Here is a 24,484-nt window from a genome sequence, read left to right as displayed (position 1 = left end):
TGTCGTTTCTGACCAGTGTGCTCATAGGCTGTTCAGGAATTGAACAGCCTATGAGCACCTGGGGAGGAGATCAAAGCAAAGGTGGGCAGCTTGAAATGCCCACGCGCGGGTGCCGGGCGTTTACTTGCGCAGGAGCCGTAGGCCGTTCGCCACCACCAGCAGGCTCGCGCCCACATCGGCGAACACGGCCATCCACATCGTGCCCAGACCCATCATCGTCAGTACGAGGAACACACTCTTGATGCCCAGCGCCAGCGTGATGTTCTGCACCAGCACCGAATGCGTCGCCTTCGACAGACGGATGAATTGCGGAATCTTGCGCAGATCGTCGTCCATCAGGGCGACGTCGGCGGTTTCGATCGCGGTGTCGGTGCCCATCGCGCCCATCGCAAAGCCGATATCGGCACGCGCGAGAGCGGGGGCGTCGTTGATGCCGTCGCCGACCATGCCGACCGTCGCGCCGTCTTTCGACCAGCCGTCCACCGCGTTCAGCTTGTCCTCGGGCAACTGATTGCCGCGCGCTTCATCGATACCGACTTGCTGCGCGATCGCGGCGGCCGTGTGCGGGTTGTCGCCGGTGAGCATGGCGGCGCGCACGCCGAGGCGCTGCAATTCGGCGATGGCCGCGCGGCTCGTGTCCTTCACCGTGTCGGCGACGGCAAACAGCGCGAGCACGCGTTCGGCATCCACCAGCATGACGACGGTTTTGCCTTGCCCCTCGAGCGCATCGAGCTTCGCTTCGAGCGACGCCGAGCAGCGTCCGAGCTCTTCGACCAGCCGATGATTGCCGAGCCAATACGGCAAGCCGTCGATTTCGCCGCGCACGCCGCGCCCTGCCAGTGCTTCGAAGGCATCGACCGTAGCGCTGGCGATGTTCTCGCTTTTCGCGGCTGTCGCGATGGCCATCGAAACCGGATGATCCGAGCGACCCGCAAGGCTCGCCGCGAGTGTTCTGCAACGAACCACGTCAACGTCGGCCAGCATCTCGAACTCGGTTTGCACGGGTTTGCCGTGCGTGATCGTGCCGGTTTTGTCGAGCGCGAGCCGGCTCAGCTTGCGGCCCTGTTCGAGGTAGGCGCCGCCTTTGATCAGAATGCCCTTGCGCGCGGCAGCCGCGAGGCCGCTGACGATCGTGACCGGCGTCGAGATCACCAGCGCGCACGGACAGGCGATCACCAGCATCACCAGCGCCTTGTAGACCCATTCGTGCCACTGTCCGCCGAACAGCAGCGGCGGCAACACCGCCACGGCGAGTGCGGCCGCGAACACGATGGGCGTATAGACGCGCGCGAACTGATCGACGAAACGCTGGGTCGGCGCCTTGGTGCCTTGCGCTTCTTCGACCGCGTGAATGATGCGCGCGAGCGTCGTGTTGCTGGCGGCGGCCGTGACGCGATAGTCGAACGAGCCGGCCTGGTTGATCGTGCCGGCGAACACCGCGTCGCCCACGGTCTTGTCGACCGGCAGGCTTTCGCCGGTGATCGGCGCCTGATCGACGCTCGAGCGGCCCGCGACGATTGCGCCGTCGAGCGCAATCCGCTCGCCCGGCTTCACGCGCACCACCGCGCCGAGCGCGATCGACTTGAGGTCCACGAGCCGCCAACTGCCGTCGGCTTGCTGCACGCTGGCCTGTTCGGGCGTGAGTTGCATCAGCCCCTGGATGGCATTGCGGGCGCGGTCGAGCGATTTCGCTTCGATCAGTTCGGCAATCGTGAAGAGCACCATCACCATCGCGGCTTCCGGCCACTGCTGCAGGACCAGTGCGCCGGTCACGGCAATGCTCATCAGTGCATTGATGTTCAGGTTGCCGTTGCGGATCGCGACCCAGCCCTTCCGGTACGTCGTGAGGCCGCAGGCGGCGATCGCGAGGATCGCCAGACCTGCCGCCACCCAGGTCGAGGCGCCAAGCCAGCTGGCGGCCTCTGAGCCCACCGCGGCAGCGCCGGCGAGCGCGAGTGGCCACCACGGCTTGGATGGCGCTTGAGGGGCGGCTGCCGCGCCCGGGTTCGCGTCTGCCAGCTCAGGTGTGAAGTCGAGCGAGCGGATCGCGGCGAGGATCGAGTCGAGGGCGTCCGGCGCGTGGACGACGGTCAACACGCGCTGCATCAGGTTGAAGTCCATGCTGCGCACCTGCGGCATGCGGCTGAATTTCTTGCGGATCAGCGCTTCTTCGGTCGGACAGTCCATCTGCATGATGCGGATCGCGGTGCGCAGGTCGTTGCCGACGGCTTCCGATTGCGGGAGCTTGAGCGGCACGGGGGCCGCGTGCGCCGTTCCACAGCAACCGGCCTCGGCGTGGCGGTGAGCTTGGTGGGCATGCGCATGGCCGTGGTCGTGGGCGCCGCTTCCGCCGTGCGCGTGATCGTCATGCCCTTCATGAGCATGCGCTTCGTGGCCGTGGCTGCAGCTGTCGCCGTGGGCATGATCAAGCTCGCGAGCATGCGCTTTGGCGCCATGACCGCAGCTTTCACCGTGCTCATGAGCGTGTTCGTGGTCCCGCGCCTGCGCGGGCGCGGCGTGGTCGTGACCGCAGCTTGCGCCATGCCCGTGGCTGTGAGCGTCGTCGTCCGGATGGTCGTGGGTATGCCCTTCGTGCCCGTGGGCACGGGCTTTGGCGTGTTCCGGGCGGTCTGCTTCGGCGAGGTCGGCGTGTGGCATGGGTGGCTTCCTGGTTCGATTTGTGGTCTAGTAAACACCTTGAAGCCACTACAAGGTCAAGGCCGCAATCCGGGAGGGTCCATGAAAATCGGCGAACTGGCGAAAATCGCCCATTGCACGACCGAAACCATCCGTTTCTACGAAAAAGAGGGCCTGTTGCCCGAAGCGGAGCGCACCGAGGCCAATTACCGCAGCTATACGGCAAGGCACGTCGAACGCCTGCGCTTTATCCGCAATTGCCGTGCGCTCGATATGACCCACGACGAAATCCGTGCGCTGCTGCGTCTGACAGACGCACCGGCGGACGGCTGCGGCAGCATCAATGCCTTGATCGACGAGCACATTGCGCACGTCGACACGCGTATCGAAGAACTGAAGCAACTGAAAGTGCAACTGACCACGCTGCGCGAGCAATGCCACGGCGAACAGGCCGTTGAAGACTGCGGCATCGTCCAGGGCCTCAACGAAATGGACGTGAGCGCAACGCGGGTGCGGCATACGCATCTGGGTTGAAGCGCTCCGCCCCTGCTGACGGCGGCGCCGACCATGGCAGTGACGGCATTCACGGCGGGGCCATTCATCCGGTCTGCCCAATAAACAATCGAATCCAGTTGGAGAATCAACGTGTTTACCTGTAGAAACCAGCCCTGCGGCGAGCAGTGGGAGATGTCGGACGTCGTCATCAAGAATGAAGGGCAGGGACTCCTGTTCCGTTGCCCGATGTGCGGCGCGCGCAATTACGTCGAACGTTTCGACGGGGAAGATGGCTCAGTGCTGTACGAGCAGATCGAAGGCCGTCCCGCCACCGGCCCGATGGCCGAGTAATCCCAGGCCTTCGGTCCCCTCAGCCTCTTCAGTCGATTGCGAGCCCTCACCTTATGAACACTCCCACTCAAGCCGGCGCGCCGTTTAGCCAGCTACCGTTACCGCCCGCCACACTCGCCAATCTGACGCAGCTCGGCTATGTCGAGATGACGCCGATTCAGGCCGCGAGCCTGCCGATCGCGCTGGCCGGCAACGATCTGATCGCCCAGGCGAAAACCGGCAGCGGCAAGACCGCGGCGTTTTCGCTGGCGCTGCTCAACCGCCTCGACGTGCGCAACTTCGCCGTGCAGGCGATGGTGCTGTGCCCGACACGCGAACTTGCCGACCAGGTCACGCAGGAAATCCGCCGTCTGGCGCGTGCCGAAGAAAACATCAAGGTGCTGACGCTGTGCGGCGGAACGCCGATGCGTCCGCAAACCGCCAGCCTCGAACACGGTGCGCACATTGTGGTCGGCACGCCGGGCCGGATCATGGATCACCTCGAGCGCGGCAGCCTGCCGTTGCAGTCGCTCAACACGCTGGTGCTCGACGAAGCCGACCGCATGCTCGACATGGGCTTCTTCGACGATATCGCGACTGTCGTGAAGCAATGCCCGAAAGAGCGGCAAACGCTGCTGTTTTCGGCCACGTACCCGGAAGGCATCGTCAAACTCAGCCAGCAATTCCTCCGTAATCCGAAGGAAGTGAAGCTTGCCGAGCGGCACGACAACACCAAGATTCGTCAGCGCTTCTATGAAGTCACCGAAGACCAGCGTCTGCATGCGGTCGGTCTGCTGCTGAACCACTATCGTCCGGTGAGCACGCTGGCGTTCTGCAACACCAAGCAGCAATGCCGCGATCTGCTCGATGTGCTGCGCGCGCAGGGGTTTCATGCGCTCGCGCTGCATGGCGAACTCGATCAGCGTGAACGCGATCAGGTGCTGATCCAGTTCGCGAACCGCAGTTGCTCGGTGCTGGTTGCCACCGACGTTGCCTCGCGCGGTCTCGACATCGCGGAGCTCGAAGCGGTGATCAACGTCGACGTCACACCGGATCCGGAAGTGCATGTGCACCGTATCGGCCGCACGGGTCGGGCCGATCAGGAAGGCTGGGCGTTGAGTCTCGCCAGCATGAACGAGATGGGCCGCGTGGGCAGTCTCGAACAGGCGCAAAAGCGTGAAGTCGAGTGGCACAAGCTGGCCGATCTGAAACCGGCGAGCAACGAACGTTTGCTGCCGCCGATGGAAACGCTGCAGATTCTCGGCGGCCGCAAGGAGAAGATTCGTCCGGGCGACGTGCTCGGCGCGCTGACCGGCGAAGCAGGTTTCGCCGGTGCGCAGATCGGCAAGATCAACGTGACCGAAATGTCGACCTATGTGGCCGTGGAGCGCAGCATCGCACGCGAAGCGTTGCGCAAGCTCAGCGCCGGCAAGGTGAAGGGCAAGAAGGTCAAAGTCCGCATGATGGACGACGCCTGATCGTCGATTAACTTGCTTTTGACGGCTGCGACCGCCTGGTCGCAGCCGAGTTGCTCTGCATCACCGCTGCGTATTACAACGCCGTATCACCGCCGTGCATCACATTACGTCATACCTCGGCGGTTCTACGCGCTCCCCGCGCAGCAGCATTTCTGGCGCTAAACCCCCGATTTCATTGCCTTAGCCCTCCCTGGCGCTGCATTGCGCGAGCCATGACGTAAACGCATGCCTCGCATGACAAAGTTTCGATTGTGAGCGTTCTTTGGCTGATGCCTAATTCATCAAACCGGATGGGACCGCCGCACCGTTGGCGGTCCGCGAATCCTCTGCCGGATGAAGAAAGGGAGAAAGCCTTATGCAGAGCGCCATGCAAGCCCGCTCAAAATTGCCTGACGTAGGCACGACGATTTTTACCGTGATCGGTCAACTGGCCGCGCAACACGACGCGCTGAACCTGTCGCAAGGCGCGCCGAATTTCGCGCCCGACGCGAAACTGGTCGACGGTGTCGCGCAAGCCATGCGCGCCGGTCATAACCAGTACGCGCCGATGGCCGGCATCGCCGCCCTGCGCGAAGCGCTCGCCGACAAGGTCGAGACGTTATACGGCGTGCGCTACGACCCGTCGAGCGAGGTCACCGTGATCGCCAGCGCCAGCGAAGGTCTGTATTCCACGATCAGCGCGCTGGTGCATCCTGGTGACGAAGTGATTTACTTCGAACCGTCGTTCGACAGCTATGGACCGATCGTTCGCCTGCAAGGCGCGACGCCGGTCCCGATCAAACTGTCGCTCGCCGATTTTCGCGTAGATTGGGACGAGGTCGCCGCCGCGATCACGCCGAAGACGCGCATGATCATCATCAACACGCCGCACAATCCGACCGCAACCGTGTTCAGCGAGGCGGACGTCGCGCGCCTGAAGGCCGTGACGCGCAATACCGATATCGTGATTCTGGCCGACGAAGTTTATGAACACGTGGTGTTCGACGGCGCCAAACACCAGAGCATGGCGTGCGACTCCGAACTCGCGGAGCGTAGCGTGATCGTTTCTTCGTTCGGCAAGTCGTATCACGTCACTGGTTGGCGCGTCGGCTATTGCCTCGCACCTGCCGCGCTCATGGAAGAAATTCGCAAAGTCCATCAGTTCATGGTGTTTTCTGCCGATACACCGATGCAGTACGCGTTCGTCGATGCGCTCGCCAATCGCGAGAGCTATCTCGGCCTGTCCGCGTTCTATCAGAAGAAGCGCGATCTGCTCACGCACGCGCTGCGCGATTCGCGCTTCGAGTTGTTGCCGAGCGAAGGCAGCTTCTTCATGCTGGCGCGTTTTCGCGGTTTCTCGGACGAAAGCGATAGCGATTTCGTGCTGCGCCTGATTCGCGATGCGCGCGTCGCGACGATTCCGCTGTCGGCGTTCTATACCGACGGCACGGATTCCGGCCTGATTCGCCTGAGCTTCTCGAAGGACGACGCGACCTTGATCGAAGGCGCGCGGCGTTTGTGTGAAATCTGATTACCGAAGGAAAAGGGACCTGTTATGAAATTGCTCAAGCCTCTATTGGCGCTGGCCTGCGCATTCGCGTCGATTGCCGCGTCGTCGGCCGCGCTCGCCGCCGACACATCGACGCTGCGTTTCGGACTCGAGGCGCAGTATCCGCCGTTCGAATCGAAAGGGCCGAACGGTGAGCTGCAAGGTCTCGACGTCGACGTCGGCAATGCCGTCTGCGCCGCCGCGCATATGACGTGCAAATGGGTCGAGACTTCGTTCGACGGCCTGATTCCCGCGCTGCAGGGCCGCAAGTTCGACGCGATCAATTCGGCGATGAACGCTACCGAGCAGCGCCGTCAGGCGATCGATTTCACCACCGTCGTGTATCGCGTGCCGACGCAACTGATCGCGAAACGCGACAGCGGTTTGCTGCCGACGCCGGCCTCGTTGAAGGGCAAACGCGTTGGCGTGTTGCAGGCGTCGATTCAGGAAACCTTTGCGAAGACGCATTGGGAACCGGCTGGCGTGACGGTCGTGCCGTATCAGGATCAGAATCAGGTGTACACGGATCTGGTGGCGGGCCGGCTCGATGCCACGCTCGTTCTCGCGCCGGCGGGACAGACGGGTTTTCTGTCGAAGCCTGGCGGCAAGGACTACGCGTTCGTCGGCCAGCCGGTGCGCGACGACAAGATCCTCGGCAGCGGCATCGCATACGGGATTCGCAAAGGCGACACCGCGCTGCGCGATCAACTGAACGCGGCGATCGCCAAGGTCCAGACCGACGGTACGGTGAAGACGCTGGCGGCCAAGTATCTCGGCAATATCGACGTGAGCGCGAAGTAACTGACTGCGCGACTGACCGCGTTACTGACCTTGCGCGGCGGGCGCCGCATTGCGATTCTGACGATCGACGCCGCGAAACTCGTTCTCGGCGTCGATCATGCGGCGCTTGAGCATCGGCACATTGTTCACCACCCGCAAGGTGGTGCGCATCGCGCTCAACGCCATGCGCCCGACCACCGGCCGATGCAGCGCGCCACTCGCATCGAACTGCTTGCGCGATTCCGCGACCGCGTGAAAGCCATAGCGGCGCATTTCCTCCTCATAACCCGCGACCGCGTCGTGACCCGACAGCTTGCTCTGCTGCGCATCGGCCAGACGCGAGGCGAGTAGCGCGGCATCGCGCAACGCGGTGTTCGCACCCACGCCGCGGCCCGGTGTCATCAGATGCACCGCATCGCCCAGTACCGTGACATTGCTGGTCGGCCATGGGTTGAGCGGAACCGACGTGCGCACATCGACGCTGAAGACCGTGGACGGATCCGATGCGCGAATCAGCGCGCGCAGATTAGGATGCCAGCCGTCGGTGATCTGCGTCGCGAGCGCGAGTAACGCAGCTTGTCCAAGCGATTTGGGATCGGCCGGCAAGTTGTGCAATGCGCCCCAGACGCCCCACATCAGATAGTCGCGCGTGTTGTCGTAAAGCAATCCGGGCCAACGCGTGAGCAGCGCGGCGTCGTTGTTGCCGATGCCTTCCTTCATGCCGCTGCCGTCCGCGCGCCATGGAAATTCCATCACGTGCACGATGCCGCCGTAACCCTTCGGCGCGTTGATCAGCGTAATGCCGTCGAGCACCTTGGGCGGCAGCAGCGCGCGTGACGCTTCATCCATCGGCACCTTTGCGCCGACGCTCACGATGCCGGTGTTTTCCAACCGCGCGTGCGGTAGCAATTGGCGGCGCACCTTTGAGCGCGCGCCGTCCGCGCCGACCAGCAGATCCGCCGTGACGTGCGTGCCGTCCGCGAAATGGGCGGTGACGCTGCCGTCGGCATGCTGTTCGTACGACGTGAACGTCTTGTCGAAATGCACGTGCGCTTCGAGACCGGTGAGCAGCACTTGCCTCAGCGTCATCCGGCTGACCGATTTGCCGCCGCTCATCGATTCGTCTTCGAGCGGTACCGTGAGCAGTTCGGTCATTCGTTCGGTCAGGATGTTGAAGTGGCCGGGCGTGCGTGCGCAGGTCGCGAGGAACGTCGCATAAAGTTCTGGCGGCAGACAGGCTTCCAGCGACGCCAGCCCGTGCGGATTGATCCCGACCCGATAGCCCTGCAAACCGTCCGCGCGCGTGCGATCGCGTTCGTAGACATTCACGTTGATGCCGGCGCGCTTCAAGCCGTGCGCAAGGCAGAGGCCGCCAGTGCCCGCTCCGATCACGATCACTTCCATGGGTTCACGACTCATGACTTCGTCCCCTTCTTTGCGGCAGGTTGGGTCGGCCGGTACCTGGTTTCGCCGGCCGGCAGTATGAAACGTTGAGCGATTTCTTCAAGCCATTCCGGGCTCCAGGTCAGCGTGCCGGCTTTCAGATCCGCCACCACGCTGCGAACCCAGTCCAACTCGACCACCAGTTGCGCACGCATCAGTTCGCCTTCGAGCAGGAAAAGCCGCGGTATCTGTATCTCGGTGGCCTGGGCCGTGGCCTCGTCGAACCGGATCAATTCCCGTTCGAGTGCGCCGATGCGGGTGACGAGTTGACGGCACACGTCGTCAGGCGAGAGCAGCGGCAGGAATGAGAGCGCGGCCGGAAAGGCCGGGAAATCGCGGGCGGGCTGCGCGAGCTGTTCGCGCAGCCACAGACGGCCGGTGTCGCGGCCGGCCTCGGTAATTTCATAGACCGTGCGTTCCGGAAACGCGCCGTCGCGTTCCGTTTCGCGGATGGCGATCAGATCGCCGCGCAGCAGGCGATCGATTGTCTGGTACAGGCTGTTGCGCTGACCGACGTTGATGACCTCGTCCTTGCCGCGTGCCTTGATGAGCTGCTGCATCCGGTACGGATGCATCGGCGCTTCAGTCAGCATGGCGAGAACAGCGAGGGCAAGCGGAGAGTGACGGACCATGAGCGGAGTGGGCATAAACTAGTCTTTGTGTATCTAGTCATAATATAACTATATTTTAGGGATTGGCAAGCGTGAAGTGCTGAAATTTCTGCGGTCGCGATGTTTCGGGCGCTGGTCTGCGCTGGATTGCACCGTTACGATGTGGTTCGCGCTGCCGTGCATAGGCACAGGCGAGAAAGCTGCGATGAGACAAAGCGCATGACCGAGGAGCGAGCGATGAGTAGCGGGATGAACGGCTGGAGTGACTCAGGCAACGCAGGCGACACAGTCGACTCAGCGGCGACGTCTGCTGCGCAGACTGCCGCACCGAAGTTCTGGCGCGATGAAGCGTTGCCGTTCATCGAGGCGCGTTCTATCGACGATGGCCGCGAGGTTTGCTATGCCAAACACTCGCATGAGACGTTTTCGATCGGCGCCGTCACCGGCGGGCAGAGCGTGTACGTGAATCGCCACGCAAGTGAATGGATCGGCGCGGGTGCGGTGGTGATGATGAATCCGGACGACGTGCACGCGTGCAACCCGGTTGCCGACGAGCGCTGGTCGTATCGGATGCTGCACGTCGAGGTTGATTGGCTCACGGGGCTGCAACACGACCTGGGTTTCAGCGACAACCACGCGTTTCGCGCTTTCTCGCAGACCATGACGGCGGACCCGGCGTTGTTCGACGGATTGAACCGTCTATACGCAATCCTCGTCGACGATGAAAGCGAGCCCATGCGTAAGGAAAGCGCGACGGTCGCGTTCTTCTCGGAAGTACAACAGAAGCTGAATCCGGCACCCTTGCCGGATGACGGCACAAGTGCCCAACTCGCGCGCGCCGCGGAATTCATCGCCGAAAACTGCACGCGTCCGTTGAAGCTGGAGGATGTCTGCAAAGCGGCCGATCTGTCCGCATCACACCTGATCCGGGCGTTCAAACGGCGTTATGGCATGACGCCGCATGCGTATCTGATCAACCGGCGCATCCAGTACAGCCGCGCGCAACTCCGGCGCGGCTACCCGATAGCGGACGTGGCGCTCGATGCGGGCTTTGCCGATCAGGCGCATTTGCAGCGGACCTTCAAGCGGCTGGTCGCGGCAACGCCCGGGCAATATCGCAGTTGAATTGCGCACAGGTGTTCCGCGGTCCGTGTCACGCTATCAGCAGATACAACGCGCTTGCCGCGAGCAAAGCCGCCATCGCCCGATTGAATACCCTCACGCGACTCGGCTCCTGCAAGTATCGACGCAGGAAGGTGCCGGCATACGCCCAACTGGCAATCGACAGATAGCACACCACGAAGTACACGATGGCGAATTGCCAGACGAGCCGGCCGTCGCCATCGGCCGCGTAGGCGCCCATGCCGGCCAGTGACGCGAGCCAGGCTTTCGGATTAAACCATTGCATCGCCGCACCGTAGGCGAAGGATGGTCCGCGAGTGGTCTTGTCCGCGCCGAGCTTGCCGTCATCGACGGCGAGTTTGAAGGCCATATAAAACAGAAACCCAACGCCGGCCCATTTGACGATGTCGATCAGATTGGGGAAATGCGCGAGCAATTCATGCAGGCCCAGACCGATGAGCAGCAGCAACACCGTGAACCCGACGGTCGCGCCGGTCACATGCCGCATGCTCGCGGTGAATCCATGCTGTGCGCCGGCGCTGAGCGCGACGACATTGACCGGACCAGGAGAAATCGACGCGGCCAGCGCGAAGGCGGCCATGGAGAGTAAGACGGTCATCTGATGCCTCGATACGTGAGTGCGCGGGATTGGCGACGCTCAACGGTATCGGGCAGTGGGGCGGGGTGTATTGAAGGAAATGACCTTCCGGGGTGACGCAGTCATGCAGGAGCCGAGGCGATCATGGCTCCTGCCGCTCGAAATTGGACGCCTGTGCTTACGGAATGAAGCTTCAGTGAAGCGTCGCCGCAGCGCCGCAGCACTTCTTGAATTTCTTGCCGCTGCCGCAAGGACACGGGTCGTTGCGGCCGACCTTGGGTTCGGTGCGCTGGGTCGTGGCGGCTAGCGTCCGCTCATGGACGGCCTGGCGGTAAGGAAGCCAGAAACGATAGATCGCGGCGACGCTGGCGGGAATCTGTTTGGTGAGGGCTTCATCCTGTTCTGGCGTGCCGATCAGCTCCTCCTCTTCCCGCGTGAGATCCCGTGCGCCCATCAAACGTATCGGACGCAGCCATTCCCGGCCTTGCTCGCTGTCGAACAGCGCTTGCCAATCCGCCCGAACGAGCGTGAGACCTTGCATGAAGCCCACTGCCCATGCTTCGCCGTCGATGAATTCGCGGCCGCTCTCGTCAATGCTGACGAAGCCAAACACCGGTTCGAACTCATCGGGGTCATCTTCCAGGCAGAGAATGATGCCGTTCATGTTCCGCAAGATCAGCCCAAGAATGTGCTGCGCCTGATCCATTGTTTCGAAGGCAGGAGTGTCATTCTCGCTGGGGCCCCACACGCCTGGCAGCCAGTAACTGGGCGGCATGGTAGTCGGGCCAATGGCCATTGCGGTTAAATAACCGTCGAGCCCCTCGATCGTCAGTGTCTCGTCCGACGTTATGTCGGACACCAGAAACTCGTCGAGTTCGTCGAATTCTTCTTCGGTGAGCGGCGTAGCCAGATCAGCGGGGTTGAGTTTTGATTTGGACATGGTGACGCTCCGGCGCTTCGAATCTCGGGTCCCGATGGCATGTCGGGGGAATGCGGTGCCGGCTTGCTCACACGGCACGGCCGCCGCAAAGCAAAAAGCCCAGTCGCAAGGACCGGGCTTTTTACTGAATTTCTTGGTGGGGCGTGACAGATTCGAACTGTCGACCTACGGATTAAGAGTCCGCTGCTCTACCAGCTGAGCTAACGCCCCAAACAGAAGCGAAATTATGCAGTAACTTTCCGAGATTGCCAAGCCCCTTTAGCAGATTTCTTAAAAAATCTGAGAGAGGCGGCCCGGCACCGGCGGTTGGCTGCCGTCAGGCACCGGAAAGGCGCATGGCTCACCGTCCCGGTATCATGTCGCGGACACCTGCCGCTCGAAGCCTCGCGCGGCGTCCGACCGGGGACCGCCATGGATGACAAAGAGATTAACGAGTTGCTCGACCGCATCCTCGCACCCTGGGTCCGTGCGCTCACGCTGACCCCGGTCAAGGTCGACGACGAAAGCGCGACTTTGCGCCTGCCGTTTTCCGGTGGGCTGCGTCATTCGGGTGGCGTGATCTGCGGCCAGGTCTTTATGGCAGCCGCCGACACGGCGATGATCGTCGCCATCTCAGCCGCGCTCGGCGGCTTCAAACCGATGAGCACCGTGTCGCTCAACATCAGTTTCATGCGCGCGGTCCGCAATGGCGACGTGCTGATCACCGCGCGCGTGCTGCGCATGGGCCGCAATCTGGTGTTCGGCGAAGTCGAATTATTCGACGAAGCCGGCAATATGGCCGTCCACGCCACCACCACCTACGCGCTGCTCGACTGAGACCCCAAAGCGAGCCCGCGAGCCGTATTAGAGGAAAAAGCCAAGATGTTCGATCAGGTTGTATTCGCCGGCGGCGGCAATCGCTGCTGGTGGCAGGCGGGTTTCTGGGACGTGGTGCAGCCGGAACTGGCCATCCGTCCGCGCGTCATCGCCGGCATTTCGGCCGGCGCCGCCACCGCGTGCATGCTCTACACGCGCGATTCCGACTGGGTCATGCGCTATTACCAAGACGCGTTGCGCCACAACACCCGCAACGCCTACTGGGGCAACCTGCTGCGCGGCGAATCGGTTTTTCCGCACTACCGGATCTACCGACAGGCGCTGCTCGACATCTACAGCGACAAATTCTCCACGCTCGCCGACGCACCCGAAATCCGCATCGGCGTATCGCATCTGCCGCGCTGGCTCGGCGCGCGAAGCGCGGTCGCCGCGGGTCTGATTGCGTACAACATCGAGAAATACGTGCGCAAAACCTTGCATCCGACGCTGGGTCAGACGCTCGGCTTTCATCCGGAATTCGTGCGCGCGCAGGATTGCGCGACGGTCGAGGACCTTGCCGATCTGATTCTGCAATCCTCGAGTACCCCGCCGTTCACACCGGTTTTACGGCGCAATGGCCGCCCGGTGCTGGATGGCGGAATGGTCGATAACGTGCCGGTCGGCGCGCTCGACGCCGAGGCGCCCGGCAACGTGCTGGTGATGGTCACGCGTCTTTATCCGCGGCCGCAGATGTTCGTCGTGCCGCACGGCGTGCAGCAACGGCTCTATGTGCAGCCATCGCGCAAGGTACCTATTTCGGCGTGGGATTACACGAGCCCGTCGCAGATGGTGCACGCGTACAACCTCGGCCGCACCGACGGCGAGGTCTTTCTGGAACGCATCCCCGCTCTGCTGGAAGCCGGCGCGCACGAAGCGCGCTGAGGTGCGCTTCGTGCGGTGAGCAACGGCGGTTGGCGCTGAAGCTTAACGCCGGCGCCCGCCCTGCAACGCTTCCGGATTTGCCACGCTGGCGGTGTCGCCGGCGTCGAAAGCCAGAATGTTCTGGAACGCCGCGGTGAAATACAACTCGTAGCTCTCGCGCTCCACGTAGCCAATGTGCGGCGTGCAGATCACATTCTCCATACGCAGCAGGCTGTAGCCCTGCAAAATCGGCTCGCTTTCGTAGACATCGATCGCGACCATGCCCGGACGGTTGTGCGACAGCGCATTCACCAGCGCATTTTCGTCGAGCAATTCAGCCCGGCTCGTGTTCACGAGCAATGCGGTTGGCTTCATCCGCATCAGGTCTTCCTGCTTGACGATGCCGCGCGTGTCGTCATGCAGACGCAGATGCAGGGACAGCACGTCGCTCTGCTCGAACAGCGCCTCGCGGCTCTCGGCCACGCCATATCCGTCTGCACGCGCCGCTTCGCGCGAATGCTCGCGGCCCCAGATCAGCACGTTCATGCCGAACGCCTTGCCGTATCCGGCAAGCAAGCGGCCGATCTTGCCGTAACCCCAAATTCCCAGTGTCTGGCCGCGCAATACCTGGCCCAAACCGAAGTTCGGCGGCAGCGCCGATGTCTTCAATCCGGACTGCTGCCAGGCCCCTTGCTTAAGGTTTGCTACGTATTGCGGAATCCGCCGTTGAGCCGCCATGATGAGTGCCCACGTCAGCTCGGCCGGCGCGATCGGCGAGCCGCTGCCTTCCAGCACGGCGATGCCGCGCTCGGTACAGGCCGCCAGATCGATATGGCTGGAGACTTTGCCAGTCTGACTGATCATGCGCAAACGCGGCAACTTGTCGAGTAGTTGCGAGCTGATGCGGGTGCGTTCGCGAATCAGGACGAGGGCGTCGACTTCGGAAAGACGGCTCGCCAACTGGCCGAGACCGCGAACCGTGTTGTTGAAAACCTTGACCTCATGGTCGGCCAGCAGTTGAAAGCAGTCGAGCTTGCGGACGGCGTCCTGGTAATCGTCGAGGATGGCAATCTTCATGGTATGTGTCTTGCGGCGCACCATAGCGGTGCGGAACGGAGTGTTATGCTGACTGTCCCACCATGTGACCCAGGTCACATGCCGGTCTGGCTGAATGCCTTACTGTAGAAGTTGCCGCGAAGAACGGCAGCGCCACGGCAAGGCCGATTGACATCGTTTTTAACAGTTTGTTGCGTGTTGAGGCAAGCCGCTTTACAGACGGTTGCAGACAACCGTCGGCAAAACCGTTTATCGGCGCCTCCGTGCAACAGGCTGTGTGGCCCACGATGACCTGCACAATAACGCGTCGGTTTGTAGAAATGTCGGCGCGATGAATTGAACGCCTCTCGCATGCAGCGTCGCTGGGCTTGTACCGTTTTTCTATTGCTTTCAAAACGGAGACAAGTCGATGAATCATCCCTCATTCGAAGGACAGCCCAATGTCGAGGTGTCCGCAGGGGCGCCTACGTGGGTCAAACACCGGAAACTGATCGACTGGGTCCAGCGCGTTGCCGCCCTGACCAAGCCCGATCGGATCGTCTGGTGTGACGGTTCGCAGGAAGAATACAACCGCCTGTGCGCCCAGATGGTCGAAGCCGGCACCCTCAAAAAGCTCAATCCCGCCAAACGTCCCAATTCCTATCTGGCCTGGTCCGATCCGTCAGATGTTGCGCGTGTCGAAGATCGCACGTTCATCTGCTCAAAGCGTCGTGAAGATGCCGGGCCGACCAACAACTGGATCGAACCGGCTGAGATGCGTTCGAAGCTCGATGGCCTGTTCGACGGCGCGATGCGCGGCCGCACCATGTACGTGGTGCCGTTTTCGATGGGCCCGCTCGGTTCGCCGATCGCGCACATTGGCGTCGAGCTGAGCGACAGCCCGTACGTGGCGACCAACATGCGCATCATGACGCGCATGGGCCGCAAGGTGTACGACGTGCTGGGCGAAGACGGCGAGTTCGTGCCGTGCGTACATTCGGTCGGCGCACCGCTCGCGGCGGGCGCGAAAGACGTGCCGTGGCCGTGCAACGACACCAAATACATCGTCCATTTCCCCGAAGCGCGCGAAATCTGGAGCTACGGCTCGGGCTACGGCGGCAATGCGCTGCTCGGCAAGAAGTGCTTCGCGCTGCGCATCGCGTCCACCATGGGCCGTGCCGAAGGCTGGCTCGCCGAGCACATGCTGATTCTCGGCGTGACGTCGCCGGAAGGTCGCAAGCATCACGTCGCGGCGGCATTTCCGTCGGCTTGCGGCAAGACTAACTTCGCGATGTTGATTCCGCCGGAAGGCCTGAACGGCTGGAAAATCTCCACGATCGGCGACGACATCGCCTGGATCAAGCCGGGTAAGGACGGCCGTCTGTACGCGATCAATCCGGAGGCGGGCTATTTCGGCGTCGCACCCGGCACGAGCGAAAAGACCAACTTCAACGCGATGGCCACGCTGAAGGAAAACGTCATTTTCACGAACGTCGCGCTGACCGACGACGGCGACGTCTGGTGGGAAGGCATGACCGACGTGCCACCCGCGCATCTGATCGACTGGCAGGGCAAGGACTGGACGCCGGCGAACGCCAAGGAGAGCGGGCAGAAGGCCGCGCACCCCAACGCGCGCTTCACGGCGCCAGCCTCGCAATGTCCGTCGATCGACGCCGACTGGGAGAACCCGGCGGGTGTCGCAATCGACGCGTTCATCTTTGGCGGCCGCCGCTCAACCACGGTGCCGCTCGTCACAGAAGCACGCAACTGGGTCGAAGGCGTGTACATGGCGGCGACCATGGGCTCGGAAACAACCGCGGCGGCGGCGGGGCAGCAAGGCGTCGTGCGCCGCGATCCGTTCGCGATGCTGCCGTTCTGCGGTTACAACATGAGCGACTATTTCGGACACTGGCTGAAAACCGGCGAGCGTCTTGAGCAACTGAGCGCGAAGCTGCCCAAAATCTTCTGCGTCAACTGGTTCCGCAAGGGTCCGGACGGCAAGTTCGTCTGGCCGGGCTTTGGCGAGAACATGCGTGTGTTGAGCTGGATGGTCGGGCGCATTGAAGGCCAGGCGCAAGGCGAAGAACATGCATTCGGCGTGTCGCCGCACTACGAAGACATCGACTGGAGTGGCCTCGATTTCAGCCGTGAGCAATTTGATCAGGTGATCTCGGTCGACGATGCTGCGTGGCGTAACGAACTCGAACTGCATGCCGCCCTGTTTGACACATTGCAGCAAGGTCTGCCGCCGGCTTTGACCGAGGCAAAACGCGCCCTCGAGGGAAAACTCGCAGCTTGAATACGTGAGTATTCACTTCGTATGAAAACCGCCTTCGGGCGGTTTTTCTTTACCATGTCGACGCTGGAACGTGATCTTTTCTGATTTCGCGGCGCTGGATCGTCCTTTGCATCTGTTCGAACAAAAAAGACAGTGCAAGCTGCGGTGCAGCAAATTGTTTCCATTTTTGGAACAATCGCGGTTCAGACCCCACACTTGGGAGCACAGTGGCACAAATATCGACAATATTTCCGCTTTGACGGGCAACTTCTGCACGATTTCGCGAGTCGTAGGAGAATTCCAAGTTCGCTTCACTGGTTTTCACTAATTGTCAGGAAGCTGTAACACGGCAGGAGTTGTCCTATGGATCATTTGCAGTCGATGCGAGTTTTCGTCAAAGTGGCGGATCTCGGCAGTTTTGCCCGCGCTGCGAGCGCGATGGATATTTCCAACGCAGTTGCCACCCGTCACGTTGCCGATCTCGAAGGCCGCCTTGGTACGCGGCTGCTCAATCGCACAACCCGCAGCTTGTCTCTGACCGAATCCGGCCAGGTTTATCTCGAGCGTGCGCGCCAGATTCTCGACGAACTGGAAGACGTCGAGCAGATGGTGGTCGCGCGCAATCACGAACCCGTCGGCACGTTGCGAATCGTCGCACCGGTCGTATTCGGGTTGCATAACCTTGCGCCCGTGCTGCAGACGTACGCTGAGCGCTATCCGAAAGTCATTCCCGATGTCACGCTGGTCGACCGTCAGGTCGATCTGGTGGAAGAAGGTTTCGACGTGGGCGTGGTGGTCACGCGGCAGATGCGCAGCGCGAGCATTGTCACGCGGCGTTTGACTACCGGTTGCATGACGGTGTGCGCGACGCCCGCGTATCTTGAAAAGCACGGCACGCCCACCCGTCCCGAGCATCTGCTCGAGCATCCGTGCCTGAGTTTGCCGTCCGAATATTGGGGCGACGAGCGTGTCTTCACGGGCTCGGAGGGCGAGGTGCGCGTGCGTCCGTCTAACGTGATCGTGGCCAACAACACGGAAATGCTGCGGCAGTTCGCCTTGCTCGGCATGGGTATCGCGATTCTGCCGAGCTATCTGATTGGCCGTGACATGACGCGCGGCAGGCTCGTGCGTTTGCTCGGCGATTTCCGTTTGCCGCAGGTCGAGATCAACATCGCGTATCCGAGCCGCCGTCACTTGCCGGCCAAGGTGCGTACGTTCATCGATCATCTGGTTGAGCATTTCAGCCAGACGCCGAACAGCCTGCTCGGCGAACAGTGGATCAAGGACGGCCTTGAGAGGCCTGCCACGTCCGCCGCGCTCGATTCCGCGAACCACATGCCGCCGGAAGCGTTCGATGGCGCTGAGCCGCTGTCACGGCTGCTGGATAGCGAGTTATCGCCGATGCCGAAGACGTTGGCAAAGACGACGAATCGTCCGCGGCCCACCGCTCTGTCGCCGCTGTAACAATTCGAGCGATCGCCGTCGGCTGCGTTTGAGGTTAGCGCGGTCCGGTCGGCAAACAAAAAGGCGCAGTCACGGAAGTGACTGCGCCTTTTTTCCTGGCTGTATCAGAACTGGCCGGAAGCTGAATACGCTTGCGGCCGCCTGCTGAAATGACGAGCCGGCGAATTACGAGCCGGTCTTGCGCGCAGCCGTTTTCCTCGCCGGTGCTTTCTTGGCCGCTGCGGTCTTTGCAGCAGTCTTGGTCGCCGGCGCTTTCTTCGCTGCTGCCTTCTTGGCGGCGGGCACCGTCTTTACTGCAACGGCTGTATCTTCGTCGTCCGACTCCGGCGCTGCCTTGGCTGCCGTCTTGGCCGCCGCAGTCTTCGCAGCTGTCTTGGCCGACGGCTCTTTTTTCTCGAATTCGAAGCCGATCTTGCCGTCGTTCTGCTTGACGAGGAAAGCCTTGAAGTTGCGGCCGGTGCGCGACGACTTGAAATTCGTCAGCAGGTCGGTGCGTCCTTCTTCAAGCAACTTCGCCATCTGCTCGCGCGCGATTTCCTGCTGCAGAATCACCTTGCCCGAGCGGAAGTCGCACGTCTTCGGATTGGCAACCGAGTTCTCGCAAACATAGCTCATGCCGTGCTCAAACACGCGCCCCTTGCACTTCGGGCACGCGCCGACCGCTTGCTGGTCGGAGAAGTCAGGCGGTTCACCGTCTTCGCCGCCCGAATCCTGACCGAAGTCGAACTCGAGCTTGTAGTTCTTGATCTCGTCATCCAGCGAGAGCTTCAGGATCGCGGAGAACGGGCGGCCCATCTTGCTGCGGAAACCCGACAGCGGTCCGATCGTCTTGTTCTGCAACAGCTCTTCAACTTCCGGAATTTCGAACTGACGGCCACCCGGAATCTTCGAGATCGAGAACTCGCACTTCGAGCACGCGAAGCGCCGGTAGTTTTCCTTTACCTGACCGCCGCAATTCGGACACGGCGTCTGCAACGTCGCGTAATCGCCCGGGATCGTGTCGGAATCGTACTCTTTCGCGCGCTTGACGATGGTCTGCGTCATGCGGGCGATTTCCTGCATGAACGCGTCGCGCGGCAGGTTGCCACGCTCCATCTGCGAGAGCTTGTATTCCCACTCGCCGGTCAATTCCGGCGCGGTCAATTCCTTCACGCCGAGACCACGCAACAGCGTCATCAGCTGGAAAGCCTTGGCTGTCGGAATCAGATCGCGGCCTTCGCGGATCAGATACTTTTCGCCGAGCAGCCCTTCGATAATGGCGGCGCGCGTGGCCGGCGTGCCAAGACCCTTGGCCGCCATGGCTTCGCGCAATTCGTCGTCTTCGACGAGTTTGCCCGCGCCTTCCATGGCCGACAGCAAGGTCGCTTCGTTGTAGCGTGCGGGTGGTTTCGTCACCAGTTGCTGGGCGGCGATCTTGTCAGTCTTGACCTTCTCGTCCTTCTGCACCGGCACGAGGTTCGCATCTTCGCCGCTGATTTCGCGGCCATAGACCTGCAACCAGCCCGGTTCGACCAGCACCTTGCCTTCAGTCTTGAAGTGATGACCGACCACTTCCGTGATCCGCGTCGTCACGCGATATTCGGCGGCGGGGAAGAACACCGACAGGAAGCGCTTCACCACCAGGTCGTAGAGCTTCTGTTCCGGCTCGGACAGATTCTTCGGCGCTTGCGCCGTTGGGATGATTGCGAAGTGGTCGCTGATCTTCGAATTGTCGAAGATGCGCTTGTTCGGTTTCACCCAGCCCTTGTCCAACACCTGCTTGGCATACGGGAGATAGTTGTTGCTCTCCTTGAGCATGCCCAGTGTTTCTTTGACCGTATCCATATAGTCTTCCGGCAACGCGCGCGCGTCGGTCCGGGGATAGGTCAGCACCTTGTGCTTTTCATACAGCGCTTGAGCCAGGCCCAGCGTGTTCTTCGCCGAGAAGCCGAAGCGGCCGTTGGCTTCACGCTGCAAGCTGGTCAGGTCGAACAGCGCCGGCGACAGTTGCGTGGACGGCTTCGATTCTTCCGTCACCGTGCCGATCTGGCCACGGCAGGCAGCGACGATCGTCTCAGCCGCGGGCAGCGCCCACAGACGCGAATCGCGCTTTTCAGGATCGAACTCGTCGCGCTTGAATTTCGGATCGAACCAGCGGCCTTCGTAGAAGCCGCCCGCACAGACGAAGTCGGCCTTCACTTCCCAATAGTCACGCGGCACGAAGCGGCGGATCTTTTCTTCGCGCTCGACGACGATCGACAGCGTCGGCGTCTGCACTCGCCCGACCGTGGTCAGGAAGAAGCCGCCGCCCTTGCTGTTGAACGCGGTCATGGCACGCGTACCGTTGATGCCGACCAGCCAGTCCGCTTCCGAGCGGCAGCGCGCCGCATCGGCGAGCGGTTGCATTTCTTCGTCGCTACGCAGACGGGCAAAGCCGTCGCGGATCGAACCGGCTGTCATCGACTGAAGCCACAGGCGTTGCACCGGCTGCTTGGCTTTCGCGTGCTGCGCGATCAGGCGGAAAATCAGCTCGCCCTCGCGCCCCGCGTCACATGCGTTGATCAGGCGGTCGATGTCTTTACGCTTGAGCAGCTTGGTCAGCACCTTCAGGCGCGACTCGCTCTTGGCGATCGGATTCAGATCGAAATGCGGCGGAATGACGGGCAAGTTGGCGAAGCTCCACTTGCCGCGTTTGACTTCATAGTCTTCGGGCGCGGCAATTTCCAGCAAGTGGCCGACTGCCGAGGAAAGGACGTAGTCGTCGCTCTCGTAGTATTCGTCATGCTTGGTAAAGCCGCCCAAAGCCCGCGCGATGTCGTTCGCGACGGAAGGCTTTTCGGCGATGATCAGTGCTTTGGACATGACTCGATGTGAGGTTGGTAGATCCGGGTTGATGGCCTTGAGTGCGCTTTAACCAGCGCGACCCTCGTTTGCGACCTTTGCGACCCAATAACGACCGCTTTATAGCACACGGCGCGAGCGCGGCGTGTCAAGTGCCATAAAAAGCGCGCCATGATAATTGCGCGCTCGGTAACCGGGCGAGCGACGGAAAACGCGCCGTGTACCGCTCGCAACGCCCGTGCCGCAAGGTTTAGCGGCCGGCAGCCACATTCACGCGACGGCCAGCGCGGGCCGCAGTTTGGGCGCGCCGCTGATGCCCGGTACAGCCGTCAGGTCAGACAACATCCGCTCCACAATCGCGGCCTGAGGCAAAACCGTGCCAAAAAAACGTGTCGTTACTGAGTCTTCGATCAGGATGGTCGGGAAATTCTCGACATCCAGATCGTCGAAGCGGTCCGCATGGGTTTCGATGTCGATCCATGCAAAGCAGATATCCGGATGTTTATCCGCCAACCGGTTGAAGGCTTCCCGGTAGTCACGGCAAGTCCCGCACCACTCCGCGCACAGGCAGGCTACGAACAGCGTGTCGGGTTCGTTGACGCGCTCGGCAATCCGGTCTTGGTCGGTGTCGAGATTCAGCGCGGGCATGGTGGTTCCTTGCGTACTTTTGTCAGGTGCTTTGGCGCGAATGTAGCATGGCCGATCCCAAATCGCGGTCAACCCTGGTCAATGCGGGGTCAGCCGCGGGTCGCCCGCGTGAAGCGGCCGCCGGGCAGCGCGGTGACCTGGCCGGCGAGTTCAAGTTGCAGCAGCGTGTTTTGCAATGCTGCGTCCCCCATCTCGGTGCGGGTGGCAAGAATTTCAAGCGTGGCGGGGGCGTGACCCAGTGCGTCGAGGAGTTGTAGCGCCTCCGCGCTCATGGCCGGGCACGGCTCTACTGGCGACGCGGGCGCCGTATCTGACTCCCGATGGAGCGCCGCTGCGTGCACCGTCGCCAATTCTTGCCGAACTCCTTCCGGCGCAGATGTTTTTGGCGATTCCGGCGTGCCAGCGTTCCAAAGAACCGCCTGCTGGGCGGCGGCCTTCGCGGCTACTGGCTTGCCGAAACCCAGCTCTTCCAGCACCTCATCGGGCGTTTCCACCAGCTTGGCGCCCTGCTTGATGATTCGATGACAGCCGCGCGACAACGGTGCATGGATCGAGCCGGGCAAAGCGAAGATATCGCGCCCCATTTCATTGGCGAGCCGTGCCGTGATCAGCGAGCCCGAGCGCATTGCAGCTTCGACGATCACAACCCCGCTGACGAGGCCGGCGATCAGGCGGTTACGCTGCGGGAAATTGGCGGCGCGCGCCGGCGTGCCTAGCGGCCATTCCGAAAGGATTGCGCCTTGCGCCGCGATCTGCCGTGCCAGCGCATGATGCGCCGCCGGGTACACGAGGTCGGCACCGGTGCCGATCACCGCCACAGTGCCGCCGACACCTTCCAGCCCGCCCCGATGCGCTGCACCGTCGATACCCAGCGCCAGCCCCGACACGATCGTGACGCCGGCTTGTGAAAGCTCACGCGCGAAGCGCTCAGCGTCTTCAGCGCCTTGCGGTGTCGCGCTGCGACTGCCTACCATGGCGACTGCTTTCGTGTGCAACAGATTCAGCCGACCCTTTATATATAGTAGTGGCGGCGGATCGGTCATGGTCAGTAACGCGGGCGGGTAGGCAGGATCGTCGAGGGTCACCACATGGTTGCCTGGTAGCTCGCGCCATGCGATGACTGCGTCGAGTTGCGCGTCGAAGTCTGGGATAGGCGGTGCCAGCACGGCGCGCGCTGCAGTTTCGCCCGCGATCTCGGCAAGTGCCTCGAGCGGTTGATTGAAAATCGCTGCCGGCAGTCCAAAAGCGCCCAGCAGTAAGCGCAGCGCGGCGGGTTTCAGCCCCGGCGCGAGCGCAAGCCGCAGCCATGCGGCGAGTTCAATATGGGTTGCGGGCAAGGTATGCATTGAACGTCGATCCTCCTGCAGGGCCAGCGGGCAGGCGGGCGCCATGCTAAAATTTTCATCATCCGAAAAAACTGCAGCGCCGCGCCCACCCGCGCGGGCCCGTCGTCTAGCGCACGTGGCGCGTTGAATCGAACCGGTTCGACACCCTCTATCGTCTGCGTAACGCGATGCGCCCACAACCTGGCCGAATGGCCAACGCTAGCCTTCCACCGGGCAGCGGCGCCTATAAAACACACTCAAGATCATGGCTTTACTGAACATTCTCAATTACCCGGACAAGCGGCTGCACAAGATTGCGAAGCCGGTCGAAGTCGTCAACGACCGCATTCGCCGGCTCGTCGCCGACATGGCCGAAACGATGTACGCCGCACCCGGCGTCGGCCTCGCAGCGACCCAGGTGGACGTGCACGAACGCGTGGTTGTGATCGACGTGTCGGAAACGCACGACGAACTGCTCGCTTTCATCAACCCGGAAATCATCTGGTCGAGCAACGAAAAGAAGCTTTCGGAAGAGGGCTGCCTCTCGGTGCCGGGCATTTACGACAACGTCGAGCGCGCCGAGAAAGTGCGCGTGCGGGCGCTGAACGAGAAGGGTGAAACCTTCGAGATGGATTGCGAAGAGCTGCTGGCCGTGTGCATCCAGCACGAGATGGATCACTTGATGGGCCGCGTGTTCGTCGAGTACCTGTCGTCGCTGAAACAGACGCGCATCAAGAGCAAGATGAAGAAGCTCGCCCACGCGATGTAATGCGCGCCCACCTCGCCTACCGCACCCGCTCATGAGTCATTCGTTGCGCGTCATCTTTGCCGGTACGCCGGAGTTCGCCGCGGCCGCATTGGCCGCGATTCACGGCGCCGGTTTTCCGGTGCCGCTCGTCTTGACCCGGCAAGATCAACCCGCCGGACGCGGGATGAAGTTGCAGGCGAGCCCGGTCAAGCGCTACGCGCAGGAACACGGGATTGCCGTCGCGCAGCCGCCTTCGCTGCGCCGCGCCGGCAAATATCCGGCCAAAGCCGCCGCTGCGATCGACCAATTGCATGCCACGCCGCACGACGTGATGGTGGTGGCCGCCTATGGTCTGATCCTGCCGCAGGAAGTGCTCGATATTCCGCCGCTGGGCTGCATCAACATTCACGCATCATTGTTGCCGCGCTGGGGCGGCGCCCCCCCCCCTAAACCCACCCAACAACGTGCGGCACCCAAAAAAACAAAAA

General features: G+C 62.0%; 21 protein-coding genes and 1 tRNA gene. 12 read left to right on the top strand and 10 right to left on the bottom strand.

Going from position 1 to position 24,484, the window contains the following annotated elements; translation table 11 throughout:
* Positions 1-120 precede the first annotated feature (120 nt).
* Positions 121-2,658, bottom strand: a complete 2,538-nt coding sequence (locus tag PQR67_RS27650) for a heavy metal translocating P-type ATPase (RefSeq protein WP_408466020.1) — start codon at positions 2,656-2,658, stop codon at positions 121-123.
* A gap of 81 nt (positions 2,659-2,739) precedes the next feature.
* On the opposite strand from PQR67_RS27650, the gene cadR reads away from it, so the two are divergent.
* The 5 genes from cadR (at position 2,740) to PQR67_RS27625 (ending at position 7,269) form a co-directional block, all read left to right on the top strand.
* Positions 2,740-3,171, top strand: coding sequence for a Cd(II)/Pb(II)-responsive transcriptional regulator (gene cadR, locus PQR67_RS27645; protein WP_408466019.1), 432 nt, complete (start codon positions 2,740-2,742; stop codon positions 3,169-3,171).
* 111 nt (positions 3,172-3,282) lie between these two features.
* Positions 3,283-3,483: a hypothetical protein gene (locus tag PQR67_RS27640; protein ID WP_028197690.1), complete on the top strand. Its 201-nt coding sequence runs from the start codon at positions 3,283-3,285 to the stop codon at positions 3,481-3,483.
* A 53-nt stretch (positions 3,484-3,536) separates the two neighbouring features.
* Positions 3,537-4,940: an ATP-dependent RNA helicase DbpA gene (dbpA, locus tag PQR67_RS27635; protein WP_408466018.1), complete on the top strand. Its 1,404-nt coding sequence runs from the start codon at positions 3,537-3,539 to the stop codon at positions 4,938-4,940.
* 355 nt (positions 4,941-5,295) lie between these two features.
* The gene (locus PQR67_RS27630; protein WP_408466017.1) at positions 5,296-6,450 is read left to right on the top strand and encodes a pyridoxal phosphate-dependent aminotransferase; all 1,155 of its coding nucleotides are present in this window, start codon (positions 5,296-5,298) and stop codon (positions 6,448-6,450) included.
* A 24-nt stretch (positions 6,451-6,474) separates the two neighbouring features.
* Positions 6,475-7,269 (top strand): ABC transporter substrate-binding protein, encoded by a 795-nt coding sequence (locus tag PQR67_RS27625; RefSeq protein WP_408466016.1) that lies wholly within the window; start codon positions 6,475-6,477, stop codon positions 7,267-7,269.
* Between the two features lie 21 nt (positions 7,270-7,290).
* Here PQR67_RS27625 and PQR67_RS27620 read toward each other — a convergent pair whose 3' ends face one another.
* Entirely contained in the window at positions 7,291-8,667 is a 1,377-nt protein-coding gene (locus PQR67_RS27620) for an FAD-dependent oxidoreductase (RefSeq protein ID WP_408466015.1), read from the bottom strand.
* Positions 8,664-9,323, bottom strand: coding sequence for a PadR family transcriptional regulator (locus PQR67_RS27615; RefSeq protein ID WP_408466095.1), 660 nt, complete (start codon positions 9,321-9,323; stop codon positions 8,664-8,666). The genes PQR67_RS27620 and PQR67_RS27615 overlap by 4 nt, the downstream gene beginning before the upstream one ends.
* A gap of 216 nt (positions 9,324-9,539) precedes the next feature.
* Here PQR67_RS27615 and PQR67_RS27610 point away from each other — a divergent pair, with 216 nt between their 5' ends.
* Positions 9,540-10,427, top strand: coding sequence for a helix-turn-helix transcriptional regulator (locus tag PQR67_RS27610; protein ID WP_408466014.1), 888 nt, complete (start codon positions 9,540-9,542; stop codon positions 10,425-10,427).
* Positions 10,428-10,455: 28 nt separating this feature from the next.
* Here the strand turns inward: PQR67_RS27610 and PQR67_RS27605 are convergent, their stop codons facing one another.
* The 3 genes from PQR67_RS27605 to PQR67_RS27595 all read right to left on the bottom strand — a co-directional run bounded on the left by PQR67_RS27605 (position 10,456) and on the right by PQR67_RS27595 (position 12,172).
* The gene (locus tag PQR67_RS27605; RefSeq protein ID WP_408466013.1) at positions 10,456-11,043 is read right to left on the bottom strand and encodes a LysE family translocator; all 588 of its coding nucleotides are present in this window, start codon (positions 11,041-11,043) and stop codon (positions 10,456-10,458) included.
* Between the two features lie 172 nt (positions 11,044-11,215).
* A complete protein-coding gene (locus tag PQR67_RS27600; protein WP_408466012.1) occupies positions 11,216-11,962 on the bottom strand; it encodes a UPF0149 family protein in 747 nt (248 codons plus the stop codon).
* A gap of 134 nt (positions 11,963-12,096) precedes the next feature.
* Positions 12,097-12,172, bottom strand: a tRNA-Lys gene (locus tag PQR67_RS27595).
* 201 nt (positions 12,173-12,373) lie between these two features.
* On the opposite strand from PQR67_RS27595, the gene PQR67_RS27590 reads away from it, so the two are divergent.
* Both PQR67_RS27590 and PQR67_RS27585 read left to right on the top strand, forming a co-directional pair.
* Positions 12,374-12,778, top strand: a complete 405-nt coding sequence (locus PQR67_RS27590; RefSeq protein ID WP_408466011.1) for a PaaI family thioesterase — start codon at positions 12,374-12,376, stop codon at positions 12,776-12,778.
* 45 nt (positions 12,779-12,823) lie between these two features.
* Positions 12,824-13,699: a patatin-like phospholipase family protein gene (locus PQR67_RS27585; RefSeq protein ID WP_408466010.1), complete on the top strand. Its 876-nt coding sequence runs from the start codon at positions 12,824-12,826 to the stop codon at positions 13,697-13,699.
* A 42-nt stretch (positions 13,700-13,741) separates the two neighbouring features.
* On the opposite strand, the gene PQR67_RS27580 is transcribed toward PQR67_RS27585, so the two are convergent.
* A complete protein-coding gene (locus tag PQR67_RS27580) occupies positions 13,742-14,755 on the bottom strand; it encodes a D-2-hydroxyacid dehydrogenase family protein (protein ID WP_408466009.1) in 1,014 nt (337 codons plus the stop codon).
* Positions 14,756-15,143: 388 nt separating this feature from the next.
* Here PQR67_RS27580 and PQR67_RS27575 point away from each other — a divergent pair, with 388 nt between their 5' ends.
* Together PQR67_RS27575 and PQR67_RS27570 are read left to right on the top strand one after the other, a co-directional pair.
* Positions 15,144-17,012 carry a phosphoenolpyruvate carboxykinase (GTP) gene (locus PQR67_RS27575; protein ID WP_408466008.1) on the top strand — a complete coding sequence of 623 codons (1,869 nt, stop codon included), beginning with the start codon at positions 15,144-15,146 and terminating at the stop codon, positions 17,010-17,012.
* Positions 17,013-17,354: 342 nt separating this feature from the next.
* Positions 17,355-18,455: a LysR family transcriptional regulator gene (locus PQR67_RS27570; RefSeq protein ID WP_408466007.1), complete on the top strand. Its 1,101-nt coding sequence runs from the start codon at positions 17,355-17,357 to the stop codon at positions 18,453-18,455.
* Between the two features lie 165 nt (positions 18,456-18,620).
* On the opposite strand, the gene PQR67_RS27565 is transcribed toward PQR67_RS27570, so the two are convergent.
* From PQR67_RS27565 to dprA, 3 genes are all read right to left on the bottom strand, one after another.
* Entirely contained in the window at positions 18,621-21,296 is a 2,676-nt protein-coding gene (locus tag PQR67_RS27565; protein WP_408466006.1) for a DNA topoisomerase III, read from the bottom strand.
* A 249-nt stretch (positions 21,297-21,545) separates the two neighbouring features.
* A complete protein-coding gene (locus PQR67_RS27560; RefSeq protein WP_408466005.1) occupies positions 21,546-21,923 on the bottom strand; it encodes a thioredoxin family protein in 378 nt (125 codons plus the stop codon).
* Positions 21,924-22,012: 89 nt separating this feature from the next.
* Positions 22,013-23,269 carry a DNA-processing protein DprA gene (gene dprA / locus PQR67_RS27555; RefSeq protein ID WP_408466004.1) on the bottom strand — a complete coding sequence of 419 codons (1,257 nt, stop codon included), beginning with the start codon at positions 23,267-23,269 and terminating at the stop codon, positions 22,013-22,015.
* 244 nt (positions 23,270-23,513) lie between these two features.
* On the opposite strand from dprA, the gene def reads away from it, so the two are divergent.
* Both def and PQR67_RS27545 read left to right on the top strand, forming a co-directional pair.
* A complete protein-coding gene (gene def, locus PQR67_RS27550) occupies positions 23,514-24,017 on the top strand; it encodes a peptide deformylase (protein WP_408466003.1) in 504 nt (167 codons plus the stop codon).
* 31 nt (positions 24,018-24,048) lie between these two features.
* Positions 24,049-24,484: methionyl-tRNA formyltransferase (locus tag PQR67_RS27545; protein ID WP_408466002.1), on the top strand; the 436-nt coding region annotated here is incomplete at its 3' end.

It is taken from the genome of Paraburkholderia fungorum (genome assembly GCF_046026025.1).
Classification (GTDB): Bacteria; Pseudomonadota; Gammaproteobacteria; order Burkholderiales; family Burkholderiaceae; genus Paraburkholderia; species Paraburkholderia fungorum_E.
Note: the sequence above shows the minus strand (reverse complement) of the source record. Positions and strands in the feature narration are given on the sequence as shown.